This is a genomic window from Chitinophaga sp. G7 BAM 1005 (genome assembly GCF_057126945.1).
In genome coordinates, this window is the sequence record NZ_CP181478.1 from 4,718,832 (window position 1) to 4,733,153 (window position 14,322).

The following is a 14,322-nucleotide window of genomic DNA, read 5'->3' on the forward strand; positions in this document are numbered from 1 at the left end:
CCGGTACAAGAGCTAAAATTCAATTTTACATTTTTTCAGATTATAACACAATGGAATATTTCAATACAGAAAGATTAACAGTCCGCAGATTTAGAGAAAGTGATGCTGCCGGATTACTGGATTATTTTGCAGCACCACGCGTAAATTGTTTCGCCAGTGAAAAACTTGCAAATATGGATGAGGCCCTTGCCGAATCTGAAAAGAAAAGCAAGGACGATACACAGTTTGCAGTGTGCCTGAAGGAAAATGATATGCTCATCGGAAATTTTTTTGCGATCAGCGAAGAGGATACTTACAACGTAGGGTGGAATTTCAATTCAAAATTTGAAGGGAAAGGATTGGCAAGTGAAGCCGCGAGCGGATTGCTGGATTATTTGTTTACGCAGAAAGAAGCACGGAGGATTTATTGCTATGTGGAAGAAGATAATATTCGCTCCCAAAAACTCTGCGAACGCCTGGGAATGCGAAAAGAAGGATTATTTCTGGAATATATTTCATTTGTAAAAAATACAGACGGCACACCGAAATATGAAAACACAACTCAGTTTGCCATTCTAAAAAAAGAATGGGAACAAAAGCGAACCGGGCTTCGTTGATAATATCCAATCAGATGAGGGGGCTATAGAAAAGAGTTAGATAATGCACTTTCACTATTAAACAAAAAGCTCTGAAAATCAGAGCTTTTTGTTATCTGCGGAGAGTCAGGGATTCGAACCCCGGGACCTGTTACAGTCAACAGTTTTCAAGACTGCCGCAATCGACCGCTCTGCCAACTCTCCAGGCTGCGAAAGTATAAAACGAATTGATTCTAAAAAAATTTGTTTTACTTTTTTTATTAGAAAAATTTCGTTAAGAAGTAATCCCCTGGCAGACATCCTGCTACCAGGATAATTTACGTATAGCCGTTACAGATATAATCCCAGCCTGTTTGGCCCGGCTTTTTTACACCACTTTTCCGTAAATTTAAATATGAACATATTCTTTGAAGGACCAGTACTATGGTCACAGATAGACGCTAATATGCACCTGCGCCACTCGGCCTATGCTGATTTTGCCGCACAGGCCAGGCTAAGTCTCCTTGAACAGGTAGGGCTTACCGCGGTTCATTTTATACAGCAACAGCTGGGACCCATCCTTTTCCGGGAAGAGCTGTTCTACCACCGGGAAATCAGCCCCAACGACAAAGTGCGCGTAAGCTGTGAAATGACCAAATGCCGGGCAGATGGCTCCCGCTGGTCCATTAAACACGAGATTTTCCGGGGCGATGGTACCAAATCCGCTACCGTATTGGTAGATGGCGCATGGATAGATACCCGTAAACGCAAGCTTACAGGCCTTCCCCCTGAACTTATGGAGAAATTCAAAGCCATACCACGTAGTGAGGATTTCGTGGAAGAAGCGTAGTTTGTCTTATCCAGGATTAAACAGAAACAAATTAATCCTGGATAAGACAACATCCGCTTAGTTACCTCGCTGTAAGTGGTTTCGCCAGTTTATCAGATTCCAGCGCTTTTATAAAAGGCAGCTGGTTCTGTAGGTATACCCTCGTCGATTGCTCCAGGTAATTGTCCAGCTGAAAGAACTTGGCCGCCCTGGTGGCGCCCAGCAGCTTGTTGAACTTCCGGAAATAACGCATTTGCAAACGCCCGAATTCCAGGTCATTGTTAATAAACTGCCGGGTAAGAGAATTCATCTTCTTCTCATCAATAGAAGAAAACTCCTCGTTGTACATCTTCAGTAATGCGATACGCTCCGTTAACCACGGACTCTTCTCCGTTTCATACTCAAGGAATGCAGATTGAAACGCCCGTTCTTCCAAAGGGGAGATTTTTAAAAAGTCATTCAACAATGACTCTTTGTTTTTGCCAAAGATTTGTGTTACAAGATCCTCCGCCGGCAAAACAGCTACAGCTGGCGTAATTTGGGCAGTTAACCGCCAGGCAGCACCCAGGATCATGAACAAACAGATAAGCTTTTTCATGCACTGAAAATTTAGGATTAATGGCAGGTTCAGCCACAAGCCTATGTATCCAGGGGGTAACGAACACCGGCTCGGAATGGTGTAGTAAAATAAGAAGCAGGTGTAGTGCCCACTACATTATGGCAGTGAATCCACCGTCCTATATAAACAATATTCAGGAAGAAATGGTTGCGGTAAGCATCAAATAATAAAAAAAGGCAGCCAGAAAACGGTTACTTTCAGGCTGCCTCTATTGAAAAAACGGTGAATGGGTTTAGTTCATGGACTGTTGATTGGATTTCATAAATGCATCATATGCTTCTTTTGTCCAATGCTGATAATCTTCCAAATGGATGCCCAGTCGCTCATCCCGCTCTACTTCTTTATATTCCCGGCTGTCCCAATAACCCTTTGCCAATGACTGAATATTCTGGGAAACCGTGGCAGGTGCTACTTCGTAATCATCAGGATAACTTTTGTAGTTGCCGATTGCCAATACCTGGATTTCTTGTTTTACTGTGTCCTTGCTTTGCTTTGCCATGGTTAAAATTTTTTGGTTAACCCCAGTAAAACAAAAATGGTTCCTGTATGGCGCCAATCGGGGACCTTTTAAGATTATATTAACTTAAAATTATGTTAACAACGTCAGGGCTGCGAATAAGTTACCACGTCAATACCCACGCCATTAGGGTCTTGTATGGCAAAATGCCGGTCGCCCCACGGCTCATTACGGATCGCTATCTTAATGTCCACTCCTTTTGCTTTAATGGCTTCATACATCTTGTCCACATCCTCCACTTCAATGGTCAGGTACACGCCCTTGCCATTAAAAGCCGATTTAAACAAAGATTGCTGCGACGCATGCTCCGGCAATAAAAAACTGATTTCCGCCTGCTTATCCGGCGTATGCAGCAACAGGTAAAATTCGTTTTCAAAGGACACTCCAAATCCCAATATCTCTGTATAAAATTTTTTACTCTCCGCTAATTTAGCAGTGATAACTCCTGCATTCAGTTTCATTTTACCTGGTTTTGCCTGTGAATAAATATTGGATATAAAGAAGAAAAAAACAAACAATAACAGCCATCTTTTCATACGTTTCTCCGTTTTACAACAGCAAAATTAAGACAGCCGGGAGAACAAAAATTGTAAAAAACGGACAACTTATTTACCGAACACCTTAGCCGGGGTAAGGCCATAAAGCGTTTTAAACTCCCTGATAAAATGGGCCTGGTCGTAATACCCGGCATCGAGGTAAGATCTGTTCCTGCGGATATGGTGGGGATGATGGGTAGATTGCAGTATCTTCTGAAAACGCACCACTTTACTAAACGTCTTGGGCGTATCTCCAATATAAAATTCAAACAGGCGCCTCAACTGTCGGGAGCTGATTCCCGGCGACAGTTCCTTTTCAATACTGATAACCCCCGCATGCTGAATGATCAGATCCACGGCTTCCAGCAAGCGATTATCTGCCGGCAATACTTTTTTTGTGACATGATCCAGTAAAAAGGCATCCAGCAGGAGTTGCAGCTCCTCTTCCTTCATTTCTTCATGAAAGCGGTCCGTCAAAAAACGGGTAACCGCCGGCGCCACGTCTTCCAGCGTGGTAGTTTGTTTACTTAATTCAGCAGCATTCAATGGAAACAACCGGGGAAACATGCCCGGCAAGAAACGGATACCCACATAATTAAAATCCCCTTCCAGCGGGAAACAGGTATAAGCGTCACTGAATCCCATAATGAGGCTCTGCCGGGGATCGCGTAGTTCAAAAAAAATATCCATACAGCCATCGGCCACCACCCGGTAATGAAAAGGTCCCGTAAGCGGACGGGTAGTTTTAAGCTGCCAATAACAGTAAATGTATTCCTGCAACCGCAGATCCGGTAAAAATTCCCGGTAAACGACCGCTCCCTCCGGCTGCGCTGCAAACGGCTGTACTGGCGTATATATGTGGGAACTGTTTTTCATCATCTGCCCGGATCGTTCTGCAATTATAGCATAATTGCCCTGATATACGCGCTTCCATAATTCCCCCACTTGCCCAGTATTTTTGAAACAGATTCGCGGATTCCTTTATTGTCCACCGGTTTTCCTTTTACAGGAGGCTTCAGCGCTTCTTCTTTTATATCGTCTATCAGCACTTTGGTGGCAAACCAGGTAACATGTTCGTGCGGCAGGGCCACGCCCAGGATCATACCGGGTAAACCACTGAACGACTCGGGTCCGCCGGGCGTAACAATGGCATCGGTATAAAAAGCTACTACGTAAATAGAGTCCATGATAACCGCATTGGCACGCCGGCAATCAAACCCGGCGATCTTACGGGTTTCATCAGTAATCTTCCAACGGATCTGCCGCATGGAGTCCTTAACGAGATACAGCTGCTCAAATACCTGCTTCTGCGAAATACTCTGCATACTATCGAGCCGGGAATATACCACGTTCACTTCGGCCGGAGCGGATTCCCATATCGGATTCTTATTGTCAGGATTATCCCTTCCTGGTTTATAGAGGGACGTTTGATGCGAAAATGAATAATCGAAATAGGTGACCTGGTATTGCGACATCCCCTTTTTCAACATATCCGTCCACGAATTATCCTCTCCCTTACTCATGTCATCCATGCGGGCAAACAGGTTTACCCGCTTCTCAAATTCTATCCGCCCCTGCTGCAAAAAAGTGGCATGCTGCGCCTGTGCTGATAAAACAACAACAGCGCAAAGTATAACGGTCAGGAGCACACGAATTTTCACCATAATATTTTTCATAACACTATTCTTTTGGAGCGGCCGCGCCTAGTTTGTTAAAGTTCCAGATAAAAGACAACAGGCCATACCGGCCAATGGTGCTGTACGTCCGCTGACTGATCGTATTGGTTGCCACCGATCTGTTAAAGCCGATATTCTGATTCAGGATATCACTCATGGAAAAATTGATCTGCACCAGCTCCTTTTTTCCAAACTTCTTTGCCACATAAGCATTCAGGATAGCGGCATTGTTGTTAGTGGCAAACACGGGTGTTTTCTGCCGGATATTATAGTTCAGATCCGCATGTAACACCAATTTAAGCGGCAGGAAAAAACTCAGGTTAGGCGAAATATTATAGGTCCAGTATTGTGTCCGTAAAGTTTTATCTACAGAAGATACGCTGTTGTTAAAGTTCGCCTCTGTTTCCAGGGAGTATTCATACTTTTTGTCTTTGTACTTTCGCAGGTTGATTCCTAAGCCTAAATTGGAAGAATTAGTGGTATTCAATAGTCCATTCACATAATTTACATTCCTGTTCAAACCACCGTTGGCCCTGCCTCCCGCCCTCAGGTCCCACGGATTAATTTTCCAATCTATATACAGGTTGAAATTCGCGTTCCGGTTCCCATTCACATTCACAGCCTGACTGGTACTTACCCCAGAAGTGTCTATCACGCTCCGGGTGCTGATGGCATTAGTGGTAGATCCATACCTTACAGAGGCCCAGATACTCCTGTTAGTCATTACCTTATAATCATTAAAATTGATGCTGAAATTATTATTAAAAGATGGTTTCAGCGCAGGGTTACCAATCTGCAGGTGGAGCGGATCATCATTCACGCGGATGGGCTGCAGCTGATTAATGCCGGGCTGACTGGTATAACCGTTATACTCAAAAGTAAGGCGTCGCTGCTGTGAAAAACTATAGCGGAACATCGCCCGCGGATACCAGTTAACAAAGTCACGTTCCACTTTGTTGTTCCGGAACATGTCCTGCTGGCTGAAGCTGGTAAGACCTACATTACCCCCTATGTTAATGCGGATCTTATTTTTCGTATAGCCGTACCGGATACCACCCTTATGTGTTAGTATATTAAATGCATAATCATTACTGTATAACGAATCCAGGGCGGTATACTTACCATCGGTCTGCTGGTTATAAGAGTTCCTGTTGGAATGATTATTATCTATATTAACACCATAGTTAAACAGCAGAGAAGAAGCCACAGACAATGGTTCCGTGTAAGTAAGATTACTCACAATACTGATACTTTCATTGTTGGTGGTTTTAAGCTGATCTGTGTTTTGTACTGAATCTAACTTGCTCTGTTTGTAATACTCTGTATAGGCATCCAGCATTCCTTCCCCGTTGGTCCGGGAATAATTTTCCGCGAGGTTCAGCGATATAGTGCGTCCTTTCTTCTTTAGTTTTTTACGCCACAGCAGGTTGGCGTTCATGCTGCCAATGTCCGATATATTGGAGGTTTTACGCTCTCCCCGGTTCACGATCATATCGTTCATTTCCATTCCGCTGCTGCTGGATCTATTGGATATTTTGTGATCCAGGCCGCCATCTACCTGTAGTTTTATAGAAGAACTGGAATCAAGTTGCCGCTCATAGCTGCCATTAACGCGGTTCCGGAGGATGCTGTTGTTGAAATATTCTTTAGAATGATTATAATAAATGGTATCAGGTAAGATATTCTGGGACATGCTTTCACTGTTCCCGTCAATATATAGTTTCATCAGCTTGTAGTTGGCGTTCAGGTTTTGCCGGTCCCTGTCCCACTTATCCGAATAATGTAATCCGCCGGTTTGTACCAGTGGGTAGCCATCGCCGCCATAGCGGCCATCCCAGCTGTCCAGGTCATCTCCCTGGAAACTAAACTCCATATCGCCATCGTCGTTAAAGGAAAGATCGCCGGTACCAGTGCCGAACTTCTCCCGGTCGCCCCAGTCGAGTCCCACTTTGCCAGTGTTGGACACGATGCCGAAGGCAGCCAGTTTCTTCTTGCCGCGGAATACATTCAACATCGCCTGGCTATCGTGAAAACCATTATTGCCTGCGCCTGCAGCTACTTTACCAAAGTAACCGCGTTTCTTATCTTCCTTCAGCTGGATGTTAATCGTTTTCGACCGCTCTCCATCATCGATACCTGTAAATGCCGACTGGTCGCTTTTCTTATCATATAGCTGTACTTTATCTACCATATCTGCCCGCAGGTTTTTGGTGACGAGTGTAGGATCATCTCCAAAAAATTCTTCCCCGTCTACCAACACTTTCTTTACCGTTTCGCCCTGTGCAGTAATTTGCCCTTTGCCATTTACCTGTATACCCGGCAGTTTCTTCAACAGCTCTTCCACAGAGGCATTGGCAGCAGTTTTATAGCTATCGGCATTAAATTCCGTGGTATCTCCTTTCATTTTTATAGCCGCCACTTTTTGCTGTATCACTACTTCCTGCAATAAGCGGGATTTCAGTGTCAGCATAATATTATTAAGTTGCACAGCAGAGGTATCTGATAACGTTAAAGGCTCTACGTAATCTGCAAAGGCAGGATAGCTGATCAGTAGCAGGTACTTTCCGGGTTGCAGGTGCTTTAATTCAAAATGTCCTTTTTCATCGCTCCGGGTAAATTTATATAAGATGGAATCCTTTGCCTGAAGCAGTGCCACTACGGTATTGGATAACTGCACATGATTAAGTGTGTCTGATACATTTCCCTTAACAGTGGCTTGCTGCGCCAGGCAGCAATGGGTAATGACCATACCGAGAATCAATCCGGATAGTTTCTTCATTTGTGGATTATACAGGTTATGTGTACAGATGCTATGAAATTAAAATTCCATAATAAAAATTGAACTTTTGTTGCCATGTGTGATAAACATCTGTTAAATGAATAACCTACTTATCATGTAGAGAAAGAATATTAATAAAAAGATAACCAGCCATCTGATAACAAAATCTGGCAGTGTTCATTTTTGAAATCCATAATTTATTGTATCTTTTAAAATATCCACTCCTGTTATGAAGCACGAAAATTCACTGAGAAGCGCTAATTGGTTTGCCCGTGAAGGCAAAGATGGTTTTATTTACCGTGCCTGGCTAAAGAAGCAGGGCATCCCTTCACATGAGCTGGAAGGCAAGCCTGTAATAGGTATTTGCAACACCTGGTCGGAGCTCACGCCCTGCAATTCCCATTTCAGGGAGCTGGCGGAAGCCGTGAAACGCGGGGTACTGGAAGCCGGTGGTTATCCATTGGAATTCCCGGTCATGTCGTTGGGAGAAACACTCATCAAGCCCACCGCTATGCTGTACCGCAACCTGGTAAGCATGGACGTGGAAGAATCTATCCGCGCCAATCCTATCGACGGTGTAGTGCTGCTATGCGGTTGCGACAAAACCACGCCTGCATTGGTAATGGGCGCCTGCAGCGTAAACATCCCCACCATTGTGGTATCGGGCGGCGCTATGCTCACCGGCAGGCACCGGGGCCATAGTATTGGCACCAGCGATATTTGGCGGTTTAGTGATGATGTAAGGGCAGGCAGGATGACCAACGAAGAACTCGCTATGGCAGAAGCAGGCATGTGCCGCAGTGATGGCCACTGCGCAGTGATGGGCACCGCCTCTACAATGGCCTGTATGGTGGAATCCCTGGGACTGTCCCTTCCACAGAACGCCGCTATTCCCGCGCCCGATGCCGCCCGCAAAGTGCTGGCACAGCTGTCGGGCAACGAGATCGTAAAAATGGTACGGGAAAACAGGCGCTTAACGGATATCCTCACAAGAGAAGCTTTCGAAAATGCCATCCGCGTGAATGCTGCTATTGGCGGCTCCACCAATTTTGTGATCCATTTGCTGGCCATTGCAGGCCGCATAGGCGTGGAACTGAACCTGCAGGACATGGATACCTTTTCTGCCAACATCCCGCTGATCGCCAATTTGCAGCCCTCCGGCAGTTATTTCATGGAAGATCTTTACTATGCCGGCGGACTACCAGCTGTGATCAACGCCCTGCTGGAACATCTTCACACGGATTGTATTACCGTCAATGGCAAAACTATCGGCGCTAATTACGCCGATGCCATCAGCTATAATAAAGAAGTGATTTCATCACTGGATGATCCCTTCAATGCAGTGTCAGGCATCGTGGTATTGAAAGGAAATATTTGCGAGCAGGGCGCGGTGATCAAGCCATCTGCCGCAAGTCCGCACCTGATGCAACATACCGGCAAAGCAGTAGTGTTTGAGGATATCGACGACTATAAAAAACGGATCGATGATCCCACGCTTGATGTGGATGAAAACAGTGTGCTGGTACTAAAAAACGTAGGACCCAAAGGCTATCCCGGGATGCCTGAAGTAGGCAACCTCGGCTTGCCCGCAAAACTGCTGGCCAAAGGGATTACAGACATGGTACGCATTTCGGACGGACGGATGAGCGGTACCGGCTTTGGCACCGTAGTACTGCATATATCGCCGGAAGCCGCTGCCGGCGGGAACCTTGCCATTCTCCGCGATGGCGACGTTATTACGCTGGATGTACATCAGCGCAGGCTGGAAGCAGCTATTTCTCCCGAAGAAATTGCCCGCAGAAAAGCCGCGTGGAAACCGGTTTACCCACAGTCTGCAAGAGGGTATGTACAACTATACCAACAGCACGTAGAGCAGGCGCATCTTGGCGCCGACCTCGACTTTCTCAAAGGCAGTTCCGGCAGCGAAGTAACCAGGGACTCACACTAAAAAACGGCTTATGACATTTCAAAATAAAGTAGCGATTGTTACCGGCGCCGGCCAGGGCATCGGGTTTGAGATAAGCAAGCAACTGGCCCTGCAGGGCGCCACCGTTATACTGAATGATATTGACGCACAGCTGGCACAACAGGCTGCCAGCGCCATTACTGCCGCAAAGGGGCAATGTATAGCCATGCCCGGCGACTCCGGCGATATTGCCTTTATTCAGCAAATGGTAAATACGGCTGTTACACAATCCGGGCGGCTGGACATTGTAATTGCCAACGCCGGCATTACTTTATTCGGCAACTTCTTTACCTACACCCCCGAAGCATTTAACCGCGTGATGCAGGTGAACCTGGGCGGTACTTTTTTCCTGGCGCAAACCGCCGCCAACCAAATGAAACAACAACCACAGGGCGGCGCTATTTTATTCACTTCCTCTGTAACCGGCCACCAGGCACACAAAGACCTCGCAGCCTACGGCATGAGCAAAGCAGCGCTCGAAATGCTGGCAAAAAATTTAGTGATTGAATTATCCCCCTTTAAAATTACGGTGAACACTATTGCCCCTGGCGCTACCCTCACAGAACGCACGCTGGACGATCCCTCCTATGAGCAGATCTGGTCCAGCCTCACGCCTATGGGACGCCCTGCTTATACGCAGGACATTGCCCATGCCGCATTGTTCCTGGTATCCGACCAGGCGAAGCATATTACCGGTCAAAGTCTCATCATCGATGGCGGTTGGACCAGTATCAGCCCCTCGCCGTTCTGAGCTATCTCTCCGCGATCAGCTCCAGTAATTCTTTGGCGTTGAGCTTACCTGCCCGGTCGCTGCCTTCCAGCAGTTGATCGGCCAGATCCCGTTTGCTGTTATGCAAAGCAATGATCTTCTCTTCAATAGTATATTGTGCTACCAGCCGGTAAATGGTCACCGGCCTGGTTTGCCCGATGCGGTGCGCCCTGTCGGACGCCTGCTCTTCAATAGCCGGGTTCCACCACGGGTCCATATGAATCACATAATCGGCAGCGGTTAAATTAAGTCCTAGTCCACCCGCTTTCAGGCTGATAAGAAACAACTGCCCCGTGCCTGCCTGGAAATCTTTTACCAGCTTATCCCGTTGCGATATCGGTGTGCTGCCATCGAGATAGAGATAAGTAATCCCCAGTTGATGCAACGCCTCCCTTACCAGGTCGAGATGCTTTACAAACTGGCTGAACACCAGCGCCCGGTGATTGTTGGATACCAGCTCTTCCACGATTTCCCGGAATACCATTAGTTTGGAAGATGGAATATCGGTTTCAGCATCCACCAGCTGCGGGTTACAGGCCGCCATCCTCAACCGGCTGATTTCTGCCAGTGCCCGGATATGCTGCTGCGCCATACTACCCTCCTGCGCCCTGATATTCTCCAGCGCCTTCCTCCGCAATGCTTCATAAAAGGACGCTTCATCCGATGATAAGCTCACCAGCTTTACAATCTCGGTCTTAGGTGGTAATTCATCCAGCACGCCTGTTTTGGTACGCCGCAATATAAAAGGCGTGATCAGTTTTTTCAGGTGCTGCTTCACCGTACTCTCCGGGTTCCTTACAGACGGAAAAACAAATTGCTTGTTGAAGTGATCCAGTGTACCCAGCAGCCCGGGATTGAGGAAGTTAAACAGGTTCCAGATCTCGCCCATATGGTTTTGTATAGGCGTTCCCGTTAGCATGAGTTTAAATCCTGCCTGCAGCGACATGGCCGCTTTGGATGTTTTGGTCTGGAAGTTCTTGATTGTATGTGCCTCGTCGAGTACCAGCGTTGGCCATTTCACAGCGGCCAGCAATGTTTCTTCTGTCTGGAGTAAGCCGTAAGTAGTGATCACCACATCAAAAGCACCGGCGCTTTTAATCAGGCTTGCGCGGCGACCGTTGTGCAGGAACACCACATTCAGGGAAGGCGCAAAGCGGCTGATCTCATTGCTCCAGTTGTTCACCACGGAGGCCGGGCAAATCACCAGCGCCGGGCCATCCGGTGCGCGATGCAGCAGCAACGCAATAGCCTGGATGGTTTTCCCCAGCCCCATGTCGTCTGCGAGGCAGGCGCCGGCTCCCCACGCGGCCAGGTGTGTCATCCACCGGAAGCCTTCCTCCTGGTAGGGGCGTAAAGTGGTTTGGAGTGTAACCGGTACCGTTACAGCCAGTTCCATTGCAGTAGTGCGCTTACGGGAGAAGGCTTTCCAGGCGGCATCTGTAGTAACACTGCCTGCCTGTTCCAGTAATTCATCCAGCACCGGCGCGGCATACGGCTGAATAGTTACATTGTTGCGATCAATATTGGCCACACTGGCCATTTCGTTTAGCCGGCGGCGTAAGTCGCCGGTTAACGCCAGGTATTCGCCGTTTTGCAAAGCAATAAATCTCTTCTTCACGGTGCGGGTGGTGTCCAGCAGGTCTTTCAGCGCCAGCACGGTGGTTTCATCTACCTTTAATTCACCGGTACACATAAACCAGTGGTCTTTTTCTTTCAGTGAAATGCTCAGGTGTGCAAAGCCTGCCTGTTGTTTCACTTTGTAACGCTCGCCTTCCGGCCACTCAGCCCGCACCAGTTCGGGATGGTGATGGATAATTTCAAGCAGTTGCAGGCAGTCGAGCGGATCTTCAAAAATGATGGTATCATCGGAAAGGTCCTGTTCTATTGCTCCCTGGATGAGGTTCAGGAGGGCCGCCACGTTACTCTTTTCTTTTGCCAGGTCACGGATCGCCTGCCAGCGTTCCCCGTTGCTGATACCAATAATATTATGCGCGCCAATGCCCGGCTTGCAATACGGCGGGTCACTGGTAAATGGCTTTACATAAATACCTGCCTTCAGTCCATCTCCCAATGGCAGCAGCTGTATCACAATACGGCTGTCGGCCGGGCGACGGCTGATATTGGCGGCAATGTCGCCCATATCCGCATGGATAGTCAGGTGCGCGCCGATGCTCCTCAACACCTGGATCAGCTTATCCTTACCGGCCGCCGGCACTACAGGGATCTGCTGCAATGTTTGCAGCAGGCGTCGTTGCTGGGCGGTGAGGTGGATGATCTTCAGGCGGGTGTTGGTTTCTTTTACAAATACCGTTTCGCTGATATAGTCGTCCACGTTAGCACTGAAGGTATACCCCTGCCCGGACCTGTTAACGCTCAGCTCCGGTTGGGCTTTTATAATTTCTACAGAAATAGTGATATCATCTGCAGAAAATAATAACGGATGCCCGGCAATTTCTTCCCATACGGTTTCCGCAAAAGAATAGGACTCTCCGTCGTAGTTATAATAATGATCTTTCTGTACAGTGGCGCCAATCCTGAAATCCTGTTCCGTCATGGCTTCCGCCTTTCCTTCTTTCAATTTTTTCAAGGCCACATTCCGGCCGCTGCTCCAGGTATTATTGCCCTGGGATGTTTGCAACACCGGCTGTATCTTATACCGGTCGAAGTCTATCAGGTAAATTAACCGGGAAGCAACTACATTTTTTTCTTTTTTTGTAAGATGTGTATCAGCACCCAGTAATGTATTTAATAACCGCTCCCAGTCGGGCGTTTGCTCCATCTGCGAAAATACCGGCGGGTGCGCGGCAATAGTACCGGCTTCCCCGAATATGCTTTCATATCCCTGGTAATCATCTCCCTTAAATAAATATAAATATTCGTAGGTCAGTAACCGGTAGTGACGCTCCATGCCCAGCGCCAGTAATCTTGCAGTGGTAGTACTAAAAGTGCGTAACAATTTACTTTTGGGATGCAACAGCTGCAAACACAATACCGACAGGTAACTCAGCAGGTTGCTTTCACCGCCTTCCAGTATCAGCAGCAACAACTGCTCTCCTTTCTCCTTACGGCCTGCATGAAAATGCAGCAAACAAACAGCCGGGGTGATAGCAGGGAATAGCTTGCGTTCATAAGCGGCCACAATTTTGGCTATCAGCGGATTCGTTTGCTCACCGGGCAATACAGCCAGCGTGAATGCGTAATAAAAAGCAAACAACGGCGACAGCGGCATCGTATTCTTTTTATCGTACTGCCGTTGACGTTTGATCCCTTTTTCAAATGTTGTCAATGCTTTTGCCGGTTGCCCGCTATACAATAATATCACAGCTTGTGCATAAAGGTCATCTGCAGTTTTATCTGCCGGAGGCAAATCGAGATGCCCCTGTAACAGCGACACCTCAGGAAAATCCGCGCCATATTGCCGGCGAAAACTTTCCAGTACTTCCACCGGCGGCATTTTCAGCAGGTTATACTTTAAGGCAAAAGACACCATCCGGTCGAGGCTCTCCTGGCTGAAAAAAGGCAACAGTTCTGCATAGGCGGGGAAATACAACAGGTAAGATAAATAAGGCTGATATTCGTCCAGCTCCATTTCCAGTTTCCTTACAGGTGGCGACAACAGGAAACGATCGCCTGTAAAATAAGCAGTAAGTAGTTGTTGCAGATCCTGCAACCGGGCGCTCATGCTGTAAAATGCATGTACGGCGTGCCTTGTCCTTTCCAGCAACGCGGAATAAGCCGGCTGTTTTATATTTACAGGGAACAGCAGAAAATTCATTTCCGGTACCAGGGAATAATTGCCTGTTACATTTTTAATGGCCAGTCCTGCCGCTACCAGGTGCTTCAATATTTCACTGACCCTGGTGCCCTTCATTTCTTCCACGCGGTTCACAGCATCTGTAATAGTAAATGTTTCCAGCGGATACAGGTACACAGACATTACGTCCATTACCAGCCGGGTATCCCTTTCCTGCGATTCATATTGTTCTGAATAGAAACCTTCATTGACCATAGCCGCAAAAGTAGCTGAAAATATTTTGCGGGGCAGACAACCTTTTTCCTGTTTTTAACGAATACGCA

The 14,322-nt window shown here is 47.2% G+C and carries 11 protein-coding genes and 1 tRNA gene; 4 read left to right on the plus strand and 8 right to left on the minus strand.

All coding sequences use genetic code 11. The features are described 5' to 3' along the window. Nucleotides 1–50: 50 nt before the first annotated feature. The gene (locus ACMXI2_RS18795) at nt 51–596 is read left to right on the plus strand and encodes a GNAT family N-acetyltransferase (protein ID WP_483777620.1); all 546 of its coding nucleotides are present in this window, start codon (nt 51–53) and stop codon (nt 594–596) included. 98 nt (nt 597–694) lie between these two features. Here ACMXI2_RS18795 and ACMXI2_RS18800 read toward each other — a convergent pair. Further along, nucleotides 695–779 (minus strand) — tRNA-Ser (locus ACMXI2_RS18800). Between the two features lie 190 nt (nt 780–969). Here ACMXI2_RS18800 and ACMXI2_RS18805 point away from each other — a divergent pair. Then, nucleotides 970–1,404: an acyl-CoA thioesterase gene (locus ACMXI2_RS18805; RefSeq protein ID WP_111579096.1), complete on the plus strand. Its 435-nt coding sequence runs from the start codon at nt 970–972 to the stop codon at nt 1,402–1,404. Nucleotides 1,405–1,465: 61 nt separating this feature from the next. Here ACMXI2_RS18805 and ACMXI2_RS18810 read toward each other — a convergent pair whose 3' ends face one another. The 6 genes from ACMXI2_RS18810 to ACMXI2_RS18835 all read right to left on the minus strand — a co-directional run bounded on the left by ACMXI2_RS18810 (nt 1,466) and on the right by ACMXI2_RS18835 (nt 7,510). Further along, nucleotides 1,466–1,981 (minus strand): hypothetical protein, encoded by a 516-nt coding sequence (locus ACMXI2_RS18810; protein ID WP_483777621.1) that lies wholly within the window; start codon nt 1,979–1,981, stop codon nt 1,466–1,468. Nucleotides 1,982–2,234: 253 nt separating this feature from the next. Continuing rightward, nucleotides 2,235–2,501, minus strand: a complete 267-nt coding sequence (locus tag ACMXI2_RS18815) for a hypothetical protein (protein WP_079473448.1) — start codon at nt 2,499–2,501, stop codon at nt 2,235–2,237. 104 nt (nt 2,502–2,605) lie between these two features. Then, nucleotides 2,606–3,055, minus strand: coding sequence for a VOC family protein (locus ACMXI2_RS18820; RefSeq protein ID WP_483777622.1), 450 nt, complete (start codon nt 3,053–3,055; stop codon nt 2,606–2,608). 69 nt (nt 3,056–3,124) lie between these two features. Continuing rightward, nucleotides 3,125–3,934, minus strand: coding sequence for an AraC family transcriptional regulator (locus ACMXI2_RS18825; RefSeq protein ID WP_483777623.1), 810 nt, complete (start codon nt 3,932–3,934; stop codon nt 3,125–3,127). A 20-nt stretch (nt 3,935–3,954) separates the two neighbouring features. Further along, nucleotides 3,955–4,731 (minus strand): GLPGLI family protein, encoded by a 777-nt coding sequence (locus ACMXI2_RS18830; protein WP_483777624.1) that lies wholly within the window; start codon nt 4,729–4,731, stop codon nt 3,955–3,957. Nucleotides 4,732–4,735: 4 nt separating this feature from the next. Further along, on the minus strand, nt 4,736–7,510 hold the full coding sequence (locus tag ACMXI2_RS18835) for an outer membrane beta-barrel protein (RefSeq protein ID WP_483777625.1): 2,775 nt from the start codon (nt 7,508–7,510) through the stop codon (nt 4,736–4,738). 229 nt (nt 7,511–7,739) lie between these two features. Here ACMXI2_RS18835 and ACMXI2_RS18840 point away from each other — a divergent pair, with 229 nt between their 5' ends. Continuing rightward, complete coding sequence (locus ACMXI2_RS18840) at nt 7,740–9,458, plus strand: IlvD/Edd family dehydratase (RefSeq protein ID WP_483777626.1); 1,719 nt, start codon at nt 7,740–7,742, stop codon at nt 9,456–9,458. Between the two features lie 10 nt (nt 9,459–9,468). Continuing rightward, nucleotides 9,469–10,227, plus strand: coding sequence for an SDR family NAD(P)-dependent oxidoreductase (locus ACMXI2_RS18845; RefSeq protein WP_483777627.1), 759 nt, complete (start codon nt 9,469–9,471; stop codon nt 10,225–10,227). A 1-nt stretch (nt 10,228) separates the two neighbouring features. Here ACMXI2_RS18845 and ACMXI2_RS18850 read toward each other — a convergent pair whose 3' ends face one another. Beyond that, nucleotides 10,229–14,254 carry a DEAD/DEAH box helicase gene (locus ACMXI2_RS18850; RefSeq protein WP_483777628.1) on the minus strand — a complete coding sequence of 1,342 codons (4,026 nt, stop codon included), beginning with the start codon at nt 14,252–14,254 and terminating at the stop codon, nt 10,229–10,231. Nucleotides 14,255–14,322: the final 68 nt, after the last annotated feature.